Annotated in this window: 14 protein-coding genes; 3 read left to right on the top strand and 11 right to left on the bottom strand. The window is 65.9% G+C overall.

The window, feature by feature from the left end:
* Window positions 1-194 precede the first annotated feature (194 nt).
* The 3 genes from addB to trxA all read left to right on the top strand — a co-directional run bounded on the left by addB (window position 195) and on the right by trxA (window position 7,235).
* Entirely contained in the window at window positions 195-3,341 is a 3,147-nt protein-coding gene (gene addB, locus GGD63_RS37845; RefSeq protein WP_183250104.1) for a double-strand break repair protein AddB, read from the top strand.
* Window positions 3,335-6,844, top strand: a complete 3,510-nt coding sequence (gene addA / locus GGD63_RS37840; protein WP_183250102.1) for a double-strand break repair helicase AddA — start codon at window positions 3,335-3,337, stop codon at window positions 6,842-6,844. The genes addB and addA overlap by 7 nt, the downstream gene beginning before the upstream one ends.
* 70 nt (window positions 6,845-6,914) lie before the next feature.
* Window positions 6,915-7,235 carry a thioredoxin gene (trxA, locus tag GGD63_RS37835; RefSeq protein ID WP_008540017.1) on the top strand — a complete coding sequence of 107 codons (321 nt, stop codon included), beginning with the start codon at window positions 6,915-6,917 and terminating at the stop codon, window positions 7,233-7,235.
* A 69-nt stretch (window positions 7,236-7,304) separates the two neighbouring features.
* Here the strand turns inward: trxA and GGD63_RS37830 are convergent, their stop codons facing one another.
* The 11 genes from GGD63_RS37830 to rpsA form a co-directional block, all read right to left on the bottom strand.
* Entirely contained in the window at window positions 7,305-7,745 is a 441-nt protein-coding gene (locus GGD63_RS37830; protein WP_183250100.1) for an SRPBCC family protein, read from the bottom strand.
* Between the two features lie 76 nt (window positions 7,746-7,821).
* Window positions 7,822-8,562 (bottom strand): metallophosphoesterase, encoded by a 741-nt coding sequence (locus GGD63_RS37825; RefSeq protein ID WP_183250108.1) that lies wholly within the window; start codon window positions 8,560-8,562, stop codon window positions 7,822-7,824.
* A 36-nt stretch (window positions 8,563-8,598) separates the two neighbouring features.
* Complete coding sequence (locus GGD63_RS37820; RefSeq protein ID WP_183250098.1) at window positions 8,599-9,942, bottom strand: folylpolyglutamate synthase/dihydrofolate synthase family protein; 1,344 nt, start codon at window positions 9,940-9,942, stop codon at window positions 8,599-8,601.
* The gene (gene accD / locus GGD63_RS37815; RefSeq protein WP_183250097.1) at window positions 9,939-10,880 is read right to left on the bottom strand and encodes an acetyl-CoA carboxylase, carboxyltransferase subunit beta; all 942 of its coding nucleotides are present in this window, start codon (window positions 10,878-10,880) and stop codon (window positions 9,939-9,941) included. Before accD ends, GGD63_RS37820 begins: the two co-directional genes overlap by 4 nt.
* A 110-nt stretch (window positions 10,881-10,990) precedes the next feature.
* Window positions 10,991-11,827, bottom strand: coding sequence for a tryptophan synthase subunit alpha (trpA, locus tag GGD63_RS37810; RefSeq protein WP_183250095.1), 837 nt, complete (start codon window positions 11,825-11,827; stop codon window positions 10,991-10,993).
* The gene (gene trpB, locus GGD63_RS37805) at window positions 11,824-13,038 is read right to left on the bottom strand and encodes a tryptophan synthase subunit beta (RefSeq protein WP_183250093.1); all 1,215 of its coding nucleotides are present in this window, start codon (window positions 13,036-13,038) and stop codon (window positions 11,824-11,826) included. The genes trpA and trpB overlap by 4 nt, the downstream gene beginning before the upstream one ends.
* Window positions 13,035-13,706, bottom strand: coding sequence for a phosphoribosylanthranilate isomerase (locus GGD63_RS37800; protein ID WP_183250092.1), 672 nt, complete (start codon window positions 13,704-13,706; stop codon window positions 13,035-13,037). The genes trpB and GGD63_RS37800 overlap by 4 nt, the downstream gene beginning before the upstream one ends.
* Before the next feature lie 65 nt (window positions 13,707-13,771).
* A complete protein-coding gene (locus GGD63_RS37795; protein ID WP_183250090.1) occupies window positions 13,772-14,164 on the bottom strand; it encodes a lipopolysaccharide assembly protein LapA domain-containing protein in 393 nt (130 codons plus the stop codon).
* Window positions 14,165-14,235: 71 nt separating this feature from the next.
* Window positions 14,236-14,541 (bottom strand): integration host factor subunit beta, encoded by a 306-nt coding sequence (locus GGD63_RS37790; protein ID WP_008539997.1) that lies wholly within the window; start codon window positions 14,539-14,541, stop codon window positions 14,236-14,238.
* A 171-nt stretch (window positions 14,542-14,712) separates the two neighbouring features.
* Window positions 14,713-15,693: a signal peptide peptidase SppA gene (gene sppA, locus GGD63_RS37785; RefSeq protein ID WP_183250088.1), complete on the bottom strand. Its 981-nt coding sequence runs from the start codon at window positions 15,691-15,693 to the stop codon at window positions 14,713-14,715.
* A gap of 405 nt (window positions 15,694-16,098) precedes the next feature.
* Window positions 16,099-17,805 (bottom strand): 30S ribosomal protein S1, encoded by a 1,707-nt coding sequence (rpsA, locus tag GGD63_RS37780; RefSeq protein ID WP_183250086.1) that lies wholly within the window; start codon window positions 17,803-17,805, stop codon window positions 16,099-16,101.
* Between the last annotated feature and the right edge of the window lie 241 nt (window positions 17,806-18,046).

The following is an 18,046-nucleotide window of genomic DNA, read 5'->3' as shown; positions in this document are numbered from 1 at the left end:
CGCGCAGCGTCCTGGACTGCATCGAGCACGGCGCTACGATATTGCCCTATTCAAGGACGCTCCCCCTTGACCACGGGTAGGAGGTCCTACGGCACCTGTGCCAGCCCCGCGAACAGCGGGGACGATTCCTCCCCGCCCCATGACCATTCGAGCCCGGTTGCCTATATTGCCCTGATTCCCGAATCAGGCAGCTCATGCGCGTTTTCAGCGTTCCCATCTCAGTCCCGTTCCTGCGCACGGTCGTCACGGCCCTGCTCGACGGCCGGCTGGTGGACGGCTTCGAGGCGCGCAAGGAACCGGCGCGGCTGGCCGACGCCACGCTGTACCTCCCGACAAGGCGCGCGATGCGCGTCGTCCGCGAGATTTTTCTCGACGAGATGAAGGCGGACGCGGTGGTGCTGCCGCGCATCGTCGCTCTCGGCGACATCGACGAGGACGAGCTCGCCTTCGCCGACGAAGGCGAGCAGTTTTCAGGCGCAACGCCGCTCGACATTCCGCCACGGCTTGGCGAGCTGGAGCGACGGCTGACGCTGGCGCAGCTCGTCGCCGCCTGGGCCAAAGGCCCGGTGCTGGCGCCGCTGGTGGTCGGCGGCCCCGCCTCGACGCTTGCTCTTGCCGGCGATCTCGCCCGCCTGATCGACGACATGGTGACGCGCGGCGTCGACTGGAGCACGCTCGACGGCCTCGTGCCTGATATGCTCGACCGCTACTGGCAGCACTCGCTCGAATTTTTGCGCATCGCGCGCATTGCCTGGCCCGCTCATCTCGCCGAGATCAACCGGATCGAGCCGGCGGCGCGGCGCGATCTCCTGATCGCTGCGGAAGCGAGGCGCCTGACCGCGCATCCGAACGGGCCGGTGATCGCGGCGGGTTCGACCGGCTCGATGCCGGCCACCGCAAAATTCCTGCATGCGGTCGCGGCGCTGCCGCATGGCGCCGTGGTGCTGCCGGGCCTCGACACCGATCTCGACGACGATGCCTGGCGCACCATCGGCGGCGTGCGCGATGCGCTCGGCAAATTCGCGGAGCATCCGGCCTCGAACCATCCGCAATATGCCATGCACGCGCTGCTGGACCGTTTTGGCATCAAGCGCAGTGACGTCGAAATCCTCCAGCCGCCGGCCGAAGGCGGCCGCGACCTACTCGCATCGGAATCGATGCGGCCGTCTGCCAAGACCGAAGTCTGGCACGACCGGCTGAAGCAGCCCGATGTCGCCGCGAAGATCGCCGGCGGTATGAAGAATCTTGCAGTCGTCGAGGCTCCCAATCCCGAAATGGAGGCGCTTGCGATCGCCATTGCGATGCGCGAAGCGCGGCATCTCGACAAATCGGCGGCGCTGGTGACACCTGACCGCGCCCTGGCGCGGCGGGTGATGGCCGCGCTGACGCGATGGGATCTCGCCTTCGACGATTCAGGCGGCGACGTGCTGATGGAAACCTCCGCCGGCGTCTTTGCGCGCCTTGTCGCGGAAGCGGCGACCAAGGGCCTGGAGCCGCCGACGCTGCTGGCGATGCTGAAGCATCCGCTGTGCCGGCTCGGCCGCGCGCCCGGCGCATGGAAGGCGGCGATCGAAGGCCTCGAGCTCGCGGTCTTGCGCGGCACACGCCCGCCTGCGGGCACGGCCGGCCTCTTGCGCGAGTTCAACCGCTTCCGCGAGGAACTGGCAAAGCTGTGGCGCAGCGAGGACTCTGCGCTCCATAAAGCCGAGCCCCGCGCACGTCTCAAGGCCGAGGATCTCGATCGCATCCAGACGCTGATCGATGCCTTGCGACAAGCATTGGCGCCGATCGAGAGCCTGCCGCCGTCGAAGCCGTATGACTTCGCCGAGCTTGCGCACCGGCATCGCGAGATCATGATCGAGCTGTCGCGCGACGAGCCCGGCATTCCGCTGGCTTTCGAGGAGCGCGAAGGCCTCGCGCTCGCCAGCGCCTTCGATGATCTCCTGCGCGGCGGCACGACCAGCGGATTGATGGTGCAGCTAGCGGACTACGCGGACGTCTTCCAGACCGCGTTCGGCGACCGCGCGGTGCGGCGGCGCGACAGGCCGGGCGCGCGCTTGCAGATCTACGGCCCGCTGGAATCGCGCCTGATGCAGGCCGACCGCATCATCATCGGCGGATTGATCGAAGGCGTCTGGCCGCCGGCGCCGCGCATCGATCCCTGGCTCAGCCGGCCGATGCGGCATGAGCTCGGGCTCGATCTGCCGGAGCGCCGTATCGGCCTGTCCGCCCATGACTTCGCGCAGCTGCTCGGCGGCGACGAAGTCATCCTCACGCATTCGGCCAAGGCCGGCGGCGCGCCGGCAGTGGCTTCGCGCTTCCTGCATCGGCTGGAGGCGGTGGCGGGCGATGAACTCTGGAAGGCGGCCATTCGCGCCGGCGAAAAATACGTGCAGTTCGCAGCCGCGCTGGACCAGCCCGACGAGGTCAGGCCGATCAAGCAGCCCGAGCCGCGGCCGCCGCGCGCGACGCGGCCGCTGAAGATGTCCGTGACCGCGATCGAGGACTGGCTGCGCGATCCCTACACGATCTACGCCAAGTACATTTTGCGGCTGGATGCGCTCGACCCCGTCGACATGCCGCTGTCGGCCGCAGACCGCGGCTCCGCGATCCACGAGGCGATCGGCGAGTTCACGGAAAACTACGCAGCGCATCTGCCTCCCGATCCCGCGCGCGCGCTGCGGGCGATTGGCGAGAAGCATTTTGCCCCGCTGATGGAGCGGCCCGAGGCCCGTGCACTGTGGTGGCCGCGCTTCCAGCGCATCGCGCGCTGGTTCGGCGAATGGGAGACGGCGCGGCGTGACGTGATCGAGACGATCACGGCCGAGACGCGCGGCGAGATTTCGATCAGGCTCGACAATGAGCGTAGCTTCACTCTCTCCGCCCGCGCCGATCGCATCGAGCGGCGTCAGGGCGGCGGCTACGCTATCCTCGACTACAAGACCGGGCAGCCGCCGACCGGCAAGCAGGTCCGCATGGGCCTGTCGCCACAGCTGACGCTGGAAGCCGCGATCCTGCGCGAGGGCGGTTTCCCTGATATCGATGCCGGCGCCTCCGTGAGCCAGCTCGTCTATGTCCGCCTCAGCGGCAACAATCCGCCGGGCGAGGAGCGCATTCTCGAGCTCAAGTACAAGCAGGGCGACGAACCGCAGCCGCCGGATACGGCGGCCGCGGAAGCGCGCGCCAAGCTGGAAGCGCTGATCCGCGCCTTCGAGGACGAGAATCAACCCTACACCTCGCTGAACCTGCCGATGTGGGCGAACCGTTACGGCACCTATGACGATCTCGCCCGGATCAAGGAATGGTCCGCGGCCGGCGGTTTGGGAATCGAGGAATGGTGAAACTGCCGCGCCCGATCCCCGATGAAGTGCGCGCGCGGCAGGCGCGTGCGTCCGATCCGACTGCGTCGGCTTTCGTGTCGGCCAATGCCGGCTCGGGCAAGACGCATGTGCTGGTGCAGCGCGTGATCCGCCTGCTGCTGTCTGGCGTGCCGCCGGAGAAGATCCTCTGCATCACCTTCACCAAGGCCGCCGCCGCCAACATGGCCGAGCGCGTGTTCACCACGCTCGGTCATTGGGTTACGCTGGACGATGATGCGCTCAAGAAGGCGATTGTCGCGGTTGGCATCCCGCACCCCACCGCAAGGCTGTGCCGCGACGCGCGCAAGCTGTTCGCCTGCGCGCTGGAGACGCCGGGCGGGCTGAAGGTGCAGACCATCCACGCGCTGTGCACCCGCCTGCTCCAGCAGTTTCCGTTCGAGGCCAACGTGCCGGCGCGTTTTTCCGTCATCGACGAGCGCGACCAGACCGACATGATGGAGCGCGCTAATCTGAAGGTGCTGCTGGAAGCTGCGCGCGACTCCGACAGCGTCACCGGCCGTGCGCTGTTGACGGCGATGGCGAGCGCCGCCGATGTCACGTTCAAGGAGGTCGTGCGCGAAGCGTGCCTCAGCCGCGATCATTTCATGGCCTGGACCGACGAAGCCGGTAACGCGGAAGCCGCAACGGCGCAGATGGCTGCGGTGCTCGGCGTTGACGCAAGCGACCGCATCGAGGACGTCGAGACGGAAATTCTGGATGGCCCGTTCCTGCCGCGCTCGCGCTGGGACGACATCGCCTTCGCGCTGGAGGACGGCAGCAAATCCGACAACGACCAGGCGGGACGGCTGCGCGAGGCGAAGGTGTTTTCCGGCAGCGCGCAGGTCGATGCCTATCTCTGCGTCTTCCTCACCGACGACAAGCTGCCGCGCAAGGCGGTGCTGACCAAGAAGTTCTGCGATCACAATCCGTCCGTCGCCCGCCTGTTCGAGGCGGAGGTGCAGCGCCTCGCCGGATTGATCGAGAAGCGCCGCGCGGTGACCATGCGCGACCGCACGGCCGCTCTCTTACACATCGCGACGGCCGCCGCCGCAAACTACCGCCGCGAGAAGCAGGAGCGTGGCCTGCTCGACTATGACGATCTCATTGACAAGACGCTGGCGATGCTCGACCGCGTCTCCTCGGGCTGGGTGCATTACAAGCTCGACCGCGGCGTCGATCACGTGCTGATCGACGAGGCGCAGGACACCAGCCCGCGGCAATGGGACATCGTCGCGCACATCATCTCCGAGTTCACGGCCGGCGAAGGCGCGCGCGAGGGGCTCAACCGCACCATCTTCGCCGTCGGCGACGAGAAGCAATCGATCTTCTCGTTCCAGGGCGCGGCTCCGCACGAGTTCGACGCACGCCGGCGCGAGCTGCACCGCAAGTTCACCGCCGCCGGGCTGAAATTCGATCCGGTCGCCTTCACCTATTCATTCCGTTCGGGCGCCGCGATCCTGCATTCGGTCGATCACGTCTTCCGCGAGCCGGAGATCTACAAGAGCATCCATTCGGTCGAGATCGGCCATCCCCTGCACAACGCGCTCGCCGACGCCGGCCCCAGCGTGATCGAGCTGTGGGACCTGGCTGAAGCCGACGACAGGCAGGACATCGAGGGCTGGCGCGCGCCGTTCGACGGCGTTGCCGTGACCAGCCCCGAGGTCAAGCTCGCCCGGCGCATCCAGGCCGAGATCAAGCGGCTGGTCGAGAGCGGCACGCTGACCGGGCACGAAGGCGAGCGACGTCCCTTGCGCTATGGCGACATGCTGATCCTGGTGCGCCGGCGCGGCAACGCGTTCGACGCCGTGATCCAGGCGCTGAAGCACGCCAATATCCCCGTCGCCGGTGCCGACCGGCTCAAGCTCACCGAGCACATCGGCATCATCGATTTGATGAACCTTGCGGACGCGCTGCTGCTGCCGCAGGACGATCTCGCGCTGGCGGTGGCGCTGAAGAGCCCGCTGTTTGGGCTCGATGACGATGATTTGTTCCAGCTCGCCTGGGATCGCAAGGGATCGCTGCGCCGCGCCCTCGGCGAGCATGCGGCTACAAGCGAGAAATTCGCCACCGCGTTGCGGCGCCTGGAAGCCTGCGAGACCCGCGCCCGCGAGGAGACGCCGTTTGCCTTCTACGCCTGGCTACTCGGGGGCGACGGCGGCCGCGCGCGCATCCTGCGCCGGCTCGGCCATGAGGCCAATGACGCGCTCGACGAGTTCCTGGAGCTGGCGCTGAACTACGAGCGCAAGGCACCGGCTTCGCTGCAGGGTTTCATGGCCTGGCTACGCTCGGCCGACACCGAGGTGAAGCGCGACATGGAGATCTCGCGCGACGAGGTGCGGGTGATGACCGTGCACGGCGCCAAGGGCCTGGAGGCCTCCGTCGTGTTCATGGTCGACACGACGTCGTCGCCCGCGGACTCGCAGCGGCTGCGGCTGATCCAGGTGCCGCGCGGTAATGGCGGCGAGGTCGTGGTCTGGGCCGGGCGCAAGGCGGACGATCCGAAACCGGTCGTCGAGGCGCGCAAGGCCATGATCGAGGAGACCGAGGACGAATATCGCCGCCTGCTCTATGTCGCGATGACGCGTGCGGCCGACCGGCTGATCGTCGGCGGCTGCATGCCCGGCAACATGAGGACGGTGCGCAAGCTGAGCTGGTACGATTTGATCGACACCGGTCTCACCGGCTCGGGCCTCGACAAGCAGACGATCGAGACGCCGCTCGGCAAGGTCACGCGCTTCGCCCGGCCGGAGGATGTCGCGGCGCTGGGCACGCCCGCGACGTCAATGCACCAGACCATCGCGCTGCCGGACTGGCTGCGGACACCGGCACCGCGCGAGACCATCGACGACGATGCCGTGCGCCCGTCCGGCCAGTCGGCCGAGGAAGGCCGCAGCGTGCGAACAGGCGAATCGGTGCAGTCGCGTGCGCTGGCGCTGCTGCGCGGCACGCTGGTGCACCGTCTCCTGCAATCCCTGCCCGACATCGCCACCGAGCGCCGGCGCGAGGCTGCGGTCGGCTTCATGGCGCGCAACGCCGCGGACTGGCCGGAGGCCGACCGCATTGCACTGGCCGACAAGGTGCTCGCCTTGATCACGGAGCCGCGTTTTGCCCCGGTCTTTGCCGCCGGCAGCCGGGCGGAGGTCGCCATTGCCGGCCGGCTGGAGCGGCCGGGCCGACCGCCGGCGCTGGTGTCGGGGCAGATCGACCGGCTGGTCGTTCGTCCGGACGAGGTTTTGATCGTCGATTTCAAGACCAACCAGACCGCGCCCAGGAGCGCCGCCGAGGCCCCTGCGGCCTATGTCCGGCAGCTTGCGCTGTACCGGGCGGTGCTGGCGCGGCTTTATCCCCAAAAGCCCGTCAGGGCCGTCCTGCTCTGGACCGAGACCCTTGAATATATGGAGATTTCAGCCCCCGCGCTGGACGCGGCGCTGGCATCCCTTCATCTCGGTGTGAGCGTCCTTGACCCGGCAAGGAGCCGTTCATAGGTTCACCGCATGATCCCGGGCGCGATTCCAACGTCGCGCCGATTCTCTTTCAACCGAGTGAGGTACTCCAATGGCCGTTAGCAAGGTTTCCGACGCCGATTTCGAAGCCGAAGTGCTCAAGGCGAACGGCCCCGTGGTCGTCGATTTCTGGGCCGAGTGGTGCGGCCCCTGCCGCATGATTGCGCCCGCTCTCGACGAGATCGCCGGCGCGATGGGCGACAAGGTCAAGATCGTCAAGCTCAACGTCGACGAGAGCCCGAAGACGGCGTCGAAGTACGGCGTGATGTCGATTCCCACCCTGATGATCTTCAAGGGCGGCGAGATGGCCTCCCGCCAGGTCGGCGCGGCGCCGAAGGCGAAGCTGCAGCAGTGGATCACGTCGGCGGTGTGATCCGCGGCGCATTCTGGTTTCGACAACGGCCGGCGTCACGCCGGCCGTTCTGCTTCTTGTCGGCGGCAATCATGCCGATCTCGTTTCGGCAAGTTTGGCAAGACTGGCGAGAACATCGGGAAAGTCAGACGCCACAGCCGGACCGATCTCGGACGCTTGCGGCCCTCGCGCGTCCGCGGCGTAAACGATGCGCGTGCGCACAGGGCCAAGAGAATCGACCAGCGATTCGATGCGATGAGCGACTGTGATAACGAGGTCGCCGACCCGCGTTTCATCGACGAAGCAGACGTTCTCGCGGACCTCGATCAGTTGGGAGCGTAGCGTCTCCTCGCCGGGGGGCTTCATCGTGAACCAGGTGCCGGCGGCAAATGGCCCATCGATATCGATCTGCTCGATCCCTGCGTTCCAGGTTTTCCAGCCGGGCACATCGCGAAAGATACCCCAGATCGTCTCTGCGGTTGCAGACGTCTCGATCGCATATTCGTCTCGCCAGACATGTCCGTCGTCCATTGCGCACTCCCTCTTCGATATTTACGCTGCTATCAAGCGCACTTATCACGAAGTCAAACCCCAGAGCAAAGCGGCGCTATTTGATCCACCCTGTCGCCAGCGCGTTCGCGAGCTCCGGCTGATTGTTGCGGCGCGCGAGCGCGGCCATTGCTTCGTGATCGTAGGCGATGTGGCGGAACGTTACCTGCCAGGCGTCGTCCACGCGTTCGAGGATCGCATAGCGCGCGTGCGGCGTGCCGGCTTCGACCACATGCGGAAACGGATGCACGTCGCGATAGCCGGGGCTGCCGACGCTGCCGGGATTGACGATCAACCTTCCGTCGCGAAGCCGCACCGCGCGGGCCAGATGGGTGTGGGCGCACAGGATCAGCGATTGCGTGATTCCTTCCGCGAACTGCTCGATCCGGTCGAGCGGCGATAGCGCGACGGTGCCATCGGGATTCACGGTGTCGAGCCAATAGACTTCGTCGTTCTCGGGCGTCGCGTGGCAGAGGAAGACCCGGTCGCGGAACACGCGCGTCATCGGCTGCGCGCGCAGCCATTCGAGCTGCGCGGCGTTGAGCGCTGCATGGGCGGGGCGATCCCACGAGCCCATCTTCTCCGGCGGACGGTCGAGAAGATAGCGATCGTGATTGCCGAGCACGTGCACGGCATCGAGCTGCATCAGGATCTCGACGGTGCGGCGCGCATCGAGCGGGCCGCTCAGCATATCGCCGAGATTGACGATGTCGGCGATGCCGTGGGCGCGGATGTCGGCGAGCACCGCCTCCAGCGCGAGATAGTTTCCATGGACGTCGGCGATCGCGGCAAAACGCATCGGCATTCCCAATCTCGTATCGAGTACACGAGACTTCTATGCAGGAGGCGTGCCGTTGAGCCCGAGCACGTGGCCGGCAAGATAGAGCGAGCCGGTGATCAGAATACGCGGCGGCACCTCGTAAGCCAGCTTCGACAGCGCGCGCAGCGCGGCCTCGATACCGGGCGCGGTCTCGATGCGCATGCCGAGGCTGCGCGCCGCTTCGGCGAGGCGGTCGACCGGCATCGCATTCTCGGTGTCGGGGATCGGCACCGCGATGATATGGCGGGTGAGGCCGGCGAAATTGGCGAGAAAGCCTTGCGCATCCTTGTTGGCCATCATGCCGGCGATGACCACCAGCGGCCGCGACACCCGCTCTTCGAGATCGCCGAGCGCGGCGGCCGCGACGCGCCCGCCTTCGACATTATGGCCGCCGTCGAGCCAGATCTCCGAGCCTTGCGGTCCCCACGAGAGCAGCTCTCCCGAGGTGATGCGCTGCATCCGCGCCGGCCATTCGGCACCGACGATGCCGGCCTCGAAGGCCGCCTGGTTGACCTTGAAGGTCGGAATCGCGCGCAGCGTCGCGATCGCAAGGCCGGCATTGTCGAACTGATGGCGGCCGAACAGGCGCGGCGCTGCGAGATCCATCAGGCCGCGGTCGTCGGAGTAAACCAGCCGTCCGTGCTCGACATTAACATGCCAGCTTTCGTTCGCAGCGAACAGCGGCGCACGCATGCGCTTGGCCTGCGCCTCGATCACGGCCATCGTCTCCGGCGACTGCTCCGCCGAGATCACGGGGACGCCGCGCTTGATGATCGCGGCCTTCTCGCCGGCGATCGAGGTCAGCGTGTCCCCTAGGAAATCCATGTGGTCCATGCTGACGGGCGTGATCACGCAGGCCGCCGGCGTATCGATCACATTGGTCGAATCGAGCCGGCCACCGAGGCCAACTTCCAGCAGCACGGCGTCGGCCGGGTTATGCGCGAACAGATGAAACGCCGCAGCGGTCTTCAGCTCGAACACGGTCGCGGGCTCACCGGCATTAACGCGCTCGACCTCTTCCAGCGCGGCGCGCAGCTCGTCGTCGCTGACGAGCACGCCGCCACCGACGCGGCCGAGCCGGAAGCATTCGTTGATGCGGACCAGATAGGGCGAGGTGTAGGTGTGGACGCGCAGGCCGGCGGCCTCCAGCGTCGCGCGCAGATAGGCGACCGTCGAGCCCTTGCCGTTGGTGCCGGCGATGTGGATCACCGGCGGCAGCGTGCGTTCGGGGTGGCCAAGCCGCTCGAGCAGGCGGTGCATCCGCTCCAGCCCGAGATCGATGCGCTTCTGATGCAGGGTCGACAGCCGCCCGATCACTTGGCCGAGCGGCGTCTTTGCACTGTCAGAGGAGGCGTTCACGCGTGGGGCGCGGCCGGCGCCGTCTCGGCGGCCGATACGATCTGCGCCGGGCTCGTCACCGGTTGCGCCGGCTTCGATGCGCCTTCCTGCGCCGGCGCCTTGGTCAGCAGGCGGCAGAGCCGCGCCAGGGTCGGGCGCAGATCGTGCCGATGCACGACCATGTCGACCATGCCGTGCTCCTTGAGATATTCGGCACGCTGGAAACCCTCAGGTAGCTTCTCGCGGATGGTCTGCTCGATCACGCGCGCGCCGGCAAAGCCGATCAGCGCGCCGGGCTCGGCGATCTGCACGTCGCCCAGCATCGCATAGGAGGCGGTGACGCCGCCGGTGGTCGGATTGGTCAGCACGACGATGTAGGGCAGCTTTGCCTCGCGCAGCATCTGCACCGCGACGGTGGTGCGCGGCATCTGCATCAGCGACAAAATGCCTTCCTGCATGCGCGCGCCGCCGCTAGCCGCGAACACGATGAAGGGCGACTTCTTTTCGACGGCGAGCTCCAGCCCGCGCACGATGGCTTCGCCCGCGGCCATGCCGAGCGAGCCGCCCATGAAATCGAAATCCTGCACGGCGACGACGACGGCGGCACCTTCGAGCTTGCCATAGCCGACCTTGATCGCGTCATTGAGGTTGGTTCGCGCTCGCGCATCCTTGATGCGGTCGACGTATTTCTTCTCGTCGCGGAACTTGAGCGGATCGGGCGTGACGTCGGGCAGCGCGACATCGAACCAGGTCTCGTTGTCAAAGATCGACTTCAGACGCGCCACCGCGCCCATGCGCATGTGGTAGTTCGAGCCGGGGATGACGAACTGGTTGGCCTCGACGTCCTTGTAGAACACGAGCTGCCCGGAATCCGGGCACTTGATCCACAGATTCTCCGGCGTCTCCCGCCGCAGCATGTTGCGGATCTTCGGCCGGACCACATTGGTAAGCCAGTTCATGGTTTGCTCCGATGTGCGATCCCGCTGGGGATCGCCTGAAGGGATATATGGCGGCCGGGCCCCGGCCCGGCAAGCCGCCGTGTCGCCCGCCCGAAGAGCGGAATTTTGGCCTATTCGGCCGCTTGCTTCGCGCCCTTGACGCCCTGGGCCAGGGCCGCCGTCAGCTCGGCCACGGCGTCAACGGTTTTGGCGGTGGCCCGGCCCTCGGCATCGAGGCTGTTCTTAAGCGCGTCCACCAGCGCGGTGCCGACCACAGAACCATCGGCCTTCTCGGCAATGGCGCGCGCCGCCTCCGGCGTGCGGATGCCAAAACCAACGCAGATCGGCAGTTTGGTATGCCGCTTGATGCGCGCGACAGCTTCACCAACGGCATTGGCGTCTGCCGCCGCTGCACCAGTGATGCCGGCGATAGAGACGTAATAGACAAAGCCTGATGTGTTCGCGAGCACCGCGGGCAGGCGCTTGTCGTCGGTGGTCGGGGTCGCGAGGCGAATGAAGTTCAGGCCCGCTTTCAGCGCGGGAATGCAGAGCTCGTCGTCCTCCTCCGGCGGCAAATCGACGATGATCAGGCCGTCAACGCCGGCCGTCTTGGCATCAGCCAGAAACTCGTCGACGCCGTAAATGTAGATCGGATTGTAATAGCCCATCAGCACCAGCGGCGTGACGTTGTCGTCCTTGCGGAAGTCGCGCACCAGTTCCAGCGTCTTCTTCAAGGTCATGCCACCCTTGAGCGCGCGCAGACCTGCGGCCTGAATCGAGGGACCATCCGCCATCGGATCGGTGAAGGGAATGCCAAGCTCGATGACGTCGGCGCCTGCCTTGGGCAGCGCCTTGACGATATTGAGCGAAGTCGTGAGATCGGGATCGCCGGCCATCACATAGGTGACGAAGGCCGAGCGGCCCTGCTTCTTCAGCTCGGCAAAACGGGTATCGATACGCGTGGTCACTTCTTGCCCCTCAGGATGTCGCCGACCTGCGGGACGTCCTTGTCGCCGCGGCCGGAGAGATTGACGACCATCAGGTGATCTCTGGGCCGCTTCGGTGCGAGCTCCATCACCTTGGCGATGGCATGCGCCGGCTCGAGCGCGGGGATGATGCCTTCGAGCTTTGACAGCAGCTGGAATGCAGCGAGCGCCTCGTCGTCGGTCGCGGAGAGATAATTGACGCGGCCGACCTCGTGCAGCCAGGAATGCTCGGGGCCGATGCCGGGATAGTCGAGCCCGGCCGAGATCGAATGCGCGTCCTGGATCTGGCCGTCGGCATCCATCAAGAGATAGGTGCGGTTGCCATGGAGCACGCCGGGACGGCCGCCCGCGATCGAGGCCGCATGCAGCTGCGTGAGGCCATGGCCGGCGGCTTCGACGCCGAAGATCTCGACGGAGGGATCATCGAGGAACGGATGGAACAGGCCCATCGCGTTCGAGCCGCCGCCGATGCAGGCGACCAGCGAATCCGGCAAGCGTCCCTCGACCTCCTGCATCTGCGCCTTGGTCTCGTTGCCGATGATCGACTGGAAGTCGCGCACCAGGGTCGGATAGGGATGCGGGCCCGCCACCGTGCCGATGCAATAGAACGTGTTGTGCACGTTGGTGACCCAGTCGCGCAGCGCTTCGTTCATGGCGTCCTTCAGCGTGCGCGTGCCCGACTGCACCGGGACCACCTTTGCGCCCAGCATCTCCATGCGGATCACGTTGGGCTGCTGCCGCTCGACGTCGACGGCGCCCATATAGACCACGCATTCCAGGCCAAAGCGCGCGCACAGCGTCGCGGTGGCGACACCGTGCTGGCCCGCGCCGGTCTCGGCGATGATGCGCTTCTTGCCCATGCGCCGCGCCAGCATGATCTGGCCGAGCACGTTGTTCACCTTGTGCGAGCCGGTGTGGTTGAGCTCTTCGCGCTTGAGGTAGATTTTTGCGCCGCCGAGATGCTCGGTCAGGCGTTCGGCGAAATAGAGCGGCGAAGGCCGGCCGACATAGTTCTTGAGATAACCGTTCATCTCGGCCTGGAAGGCCGGATCGGCCTTGGCCGCGGTGTAGGCCTTCTCCAGATCGAGGATCAGCGGCATCAGGGTTTCGGCGACGAAGCGTCCGCCGAAAATGCCGAAATGGCCGCGCTCGTCGGGGCCGCTGCGATAGGAATTGGGTTTGGCGATGTTCATCGAACGCTCAACTCTTGACTTGCATCCTGGGTGGCGCGCGCGGCGCGAATGAAGGCCTGGATCATCTCGGGGTCCTTGACGCCGGGGGCGCTCTCGACACCGGAGGACACATCGACGCCGCCGGCGCGGGTGACGCGGAGAGCCTCCGCGACGTTGTCGGCGTGCAGTCCGCCCGAGACCATGTAGGGCAGCTTCAGATCGAGGTTTTCGAGCAGGTGCCAGTCGAACGGTGCCCCCAGGCCGCCGGGCCGCGTCGCATCCTTGGGCGCACGCGCGTCGAACAGGATGCGGTCGGCGACCGCGGCATAGCCGGGCAGCACGGCGAGATCGGCCGCGGCTGCAACCGGCACGGCCTTCATCACGGGGCGGCCGAACTTCTGCTTGATGTCGCGCAGCCGGGCGACGCTCTCCTTGCCGTGGAGCTGGAAAATGTCCGGCGACAGCGCGTCCATGATGTTGTCGAGCGTGGCGTCGTCGGCATCGACCGTGAGCGCCACTTTCAACGCGCGCTGCTTCACCTGCCGGCCAAGGTCGCGCCCGGCCTCCAGCGACAGGTGCCGGGGCGACGGCGGAAAGAACACGAACCCCACCATGTCGGCGCCGGCGTCGAGCGCTGTTTGAAGCGTCTCGCGCGTGGACAGGCCGCAGATTTTGACGAGCAGGGACATGGTCTCAAAGCGGGTAGCGGCCGCAAGGCGCGGCCGGAAAACAGGGTTTTCGGTCGGGGCCGCTTCTACAACGTCGCGCGCTGCTTGTCTCGCCCGATGGGCCCGTAAAGGCCTACCCCCGAGGGAACGGGGAGGCGCTGCGTCTCGGGCCTCGCCGCGGCCACCTGGGCCCGCAGATCGGCCAGTTCGCCCCGCGCAGCCCGGGCATCGGCCTCATGCCGGCGCGCGGCCCGCCGCCAGCGCCGCTGGCCGAACCAGACCGCACAGCCGCCCGCCACGACGCCCAGGGCAGCCACCAGGATCAGGAGCAGGAACAGCGGCATGGTGACCGAGAATGAGGGGTCGTCGGAGATGAAGGGATCGAAGGAGACCGTGACGAAATGCCGGTTGGCCACCGCAAAGGTCGCCAGGATCAGGCCCAGCGGAATCACGATCAGCGCGGTCAGGAACTTTCGCATCTCGCTTCGCTCGCCTTGAATCAAGCTTCCGGCCGCATCCTGAGCGACCGCGAAAAACCCTGGCTCCGGCCTTAGTCTGCCGCGCCGGGATCCGGATGGTCGCGGTTCAACCGCTCGCGCATTTCCTTGCCGGTCTTGAAGAACGGAACGCTCTTCTGGTCGACGGGCACATGGGCGCCGGTGCGTGGATTGCGCCCGGCGCGCGCCGGGCGATGCTTGACCGAGAAGGCACCGAAGCCGCGCAGCTCGACGCGGTCACCGCGCGCGAGGGCCGCTACGATCTCTTCGAGAATCGCATTCACAATGTTCTCGACATCCCGCTGGTACAGATGCGGGTTGTGCTCGGCGATACGCTGAACAAGTTCGGATTTGATCATCGAGAGATAGGACCCGGAAGCGTGCGGATGACCATTTCCGTGAAAATACCGTGATCTGTCAAGACGCTAAATCAAGGTTGAGCGTCGGGAAAGTGCGTGACAAATGCCGAAAAAGCGGGCTGCCCCTACACTCGCAAGGCGAGAAAACCCTCGGGAACTCGCCCGTCCCAGTCAGTTTGATGCGGCCGGCTGCCACAACGCCAGCATTCCATCCATTCCGAGTCGGTCGACCGCCTGCGCGACGCCGGTTTGCCCGATTTGATGCGCGATCGAGCCCAAACCAAGCGCTTCCAGCGTCACGGCGGCCGCCGTCTTGAGGAACGGCAGATCGCCAAAACGCGGCTGGAGCTTGTAATCGCGAACGGGAAGCCCCTTCTTGACGCCCTTCTGCTCGACCAGCCAGGTCACCGCAGCCTTCTCGTCGCCGATCTGATCGATCAGCTTGAGATCGATTGCCTGGCGTCCGGTGAAGACGCGGCCGTCAGCCACTTTCTCGAGCTGTGCGTCATCCATGCCACGCCTCTCCTTCACCAGGCCCCTGAACCAGGCGTAGGAGTCCTTCACCAGCGCATCGAGCGCCGCGCGCGCTTCGGGACTCGTCGGCTCGAAGCCGTTGGGCGCCGCCTTCAGCGGCGAGGATTTCACCTCCTCGACCTTGACGCCGATGGTCTTCAAGAGCTCGGTGACGTTGGGATACTGGAACAGAACGCCGATCGAGCCGACCAGCGAGCTCTGCTGGGCGACGATGTGGTCGCTCGCGATCGCCGTGATGTAGCCGCCCGAGGCGGCGAGACCTTCGACCACGACGACGAGGGGCTTCTTCGCCTTCAGCCGCACGAGCGAGTCATAGAGCTGCTCGGAGCCGGCGGTGGTGCCGCCCGGCGAGTTGATGTGAACGATGACGGCGGCGGCCTGCGAATTCTCGAGCCGCTCCAGCGCCTGCGTGCGATCGGAATCGCTGCGGATCAGGCCCTCGATCTGGACCCGCGCGATCGAGCCGGCGGCCGCGAACGTGCCGCGCGCACCGGGTGTCGCGATCAGCGCAAAGCTCGCAATCGCAGCGATCGCGATCAGCGCCGCCATGACACGCCAGAACGTCAGCTTGCGGCGGATCCTGCGGCGATCGACGATGATGTCCGAATCGAGCGACATCGGAATATCTCCAAATGAATGGCCAGAGGCGTTGTGCCGTCACAACGTAAGCATTGGCTTGTCTGGATACATCAATTGCGGCGCAATTTGAAGAAATGAAGGCTGGGGTCTGGTGGAGGCCGAGCCCCTGTCACACGCTCCTCGTCATCCCGGACAAGCGCAGCTCTTGGCAACGCGTAGCGTTGTCCAGGGCGGAGCGCTGATCCGGGATCCATACCCACAGGATTGAGTTTGGCGAAGACTCGGAGTTACCAGCCCGCGCCAAGCCGCTCCCTGTGGTTATGGGTCCCGGATCGGCGCGCGCTTTGAGCGCGCTTGTCCGGGACGACAGCGGAGTTCGTGGAGGCAGCAACAAAAAGCCCCGGCTCGCGCCGGGGCTTTGATGCAGCAAAACCTGCGTTTCGCTTACTTGTTGTCGCGATTCTTGAGCGCGGTGCCGAGGATGTCGCCCAGCGTCGCACCCGAATCGGAGGAGCCGTACTGCGCGATGGCTTCCTTCTCTTCGGCGACTTCGAGCGCCTTGATCGACACCTGGACCTTGCGGGCCTTCTTGTCGAACTGGATCACGCGGGCATCGACCTTCTCGCCGACGGCGAAGCGTTCGGCGCGCTGGTCGTTGCGGTCACGGGCGAGCTCCGAGCGCTTGATGAAGGTGGTGAAGTCGGTACCGGCGATCTTCACCTCGATACCGCTCTCCTTCACTTCGAGCACTTCGCAGGTCACGACCGCGCCCTTCTTGACATCGCCCGGCTCGGCGAAGGGGTCGCCTTCGAGCTGCTTGATGCCGAGCGAGATACGCTCCTTCTCGACGTCCACATCGAGCACCACGGCCTTCACCATGTCGCCCTTCTTGTAGTTGTCGATCACCTGCTCGCCCGGAAGCTTCCAGTCGAGGTCGGAGAGGTGGACCATGCCGTCGACGTCGCCCTCGAGACCCAGGAACAGACCGAACTCGGTCTTGTTCTTGACCTCGCCATCGACCACCGAACCGGTCGGGTGACCTTCGACGAAGACCTCCCACGGGTTGCGCATGGTCTGCTTGAGACCGAGCGAGATACGGCGCTTGACGGAATCGACTTCCAGCACCTGCACGTCGACTTCCTGCGAGGTCGACACGATCTTGCCGGGGTGCATGTTCTTCTTGGTCCACGACATCTCGGAGACGTGGATCAGGCCTTCGATGCCCGGCTCGAGCTCGACGAACGCACCGTAGTCGGTGATGTTGGTGACGCGGCCGGTGAAGCGGGCACCCAGCGGGTACTTGGCTTCGATGCCCTGCCACGGATCGTCCAGCAGCTGCTTCATGCCCAGCGAGATGCGGTGCGTCTCGTGGTTGATCTTGATGATCTTGACCTTCACGGTCTGGCCGATCGAGAGCACCTCGGTCGGATGGTTGACACGGCGCCACGCGATATCGGTGACGTGCAGCAGGCCGTCGATGCCACCGAGGTCAACGAACGCACCGTAATCGGTGATGTTCTTGACCACGCCGTCGATGACCTGACCCTCTTCGAGGTTCTGCACCAGCTCCTGACGCTGCTCGGCGCGGGTCTCTTCGAGAACCGTGCGGCGGGAGACGACGATGTTGCCGCGGCGGCGGTCCATCTTGAGGATCTGGAACGGCTGCGAGTTGTTCATCAGCGGCGCAACGTCGCGGATCGGACGGATGTCGACCTGCGAGCGCGGCAGGAAGGCCACGGCACCGTCGAGGTCGACGGTGAAGCCGCCCTTGACCTGGTTGAAGATGACGCCGTTGACCTTTTCGTTGTTCTGGAACGCCTTCTCGAGCTTGCCCCAGCTCTCTTCGCGGCGCGCCTTGTCGCGCGACAGCACGGCCTCGCCGAGGGCGTTTTCGATGCGATCGAGGAACACTTCCACCTCGTCGCCGACCTTGAGGTCAGAGTCACGGCCGGGGCCGGAAAATTCGCGGAGGGCGACGCGGCCCTCGGTCTTCAGGCCGACGTCGATGACGGCCATGTCCTTTTCAATTGCAACAACCTTGCCCTTGACGACGGAGCTTTCCTGCAGGTTGCCACCTGCGAAGGACTCGTCGAGCATCGCGGCGAAATCGTCACGCGAGGGGCTATAGGTATCAGCAGAAGTCGAAGCCATTTGTTCTCCAGTTGCGGATGTCTTGCCGGCCGTTGGGTTCATGGGCGCATCGCACACGCAGTGTCGGAAGGTCCGCAAAACCTTCGAGCGACCGCTCGCTGCTCCGGCCTGAAGGCGGAACAGCGGAAGCGGGCCGGCTGAGGCCCGCGCGTTCGATACGTGAAAATCTTTGTCCGGAGCCTGGATCGTGCCGGTCCCCGAAACAGGGACCGAGAGTATCGACCTCAAAGAGCGGGAGCGG

It is taken from the genome of Bradyrhizobium sp. cir1 (assembly GCF_014198245.1).
In the GTDB taxonomy this organism is placed as follows: Bacteria; Pseudomonadota; Alphaproteobacteria; order Rhizobiales; family Xanthobacteraceae; genus Bradyrhizobium.
Note: the sequence above shows the minus strand (reverse complement) of the source record. Positions and strands in the feature narration are given on the sequence as shown.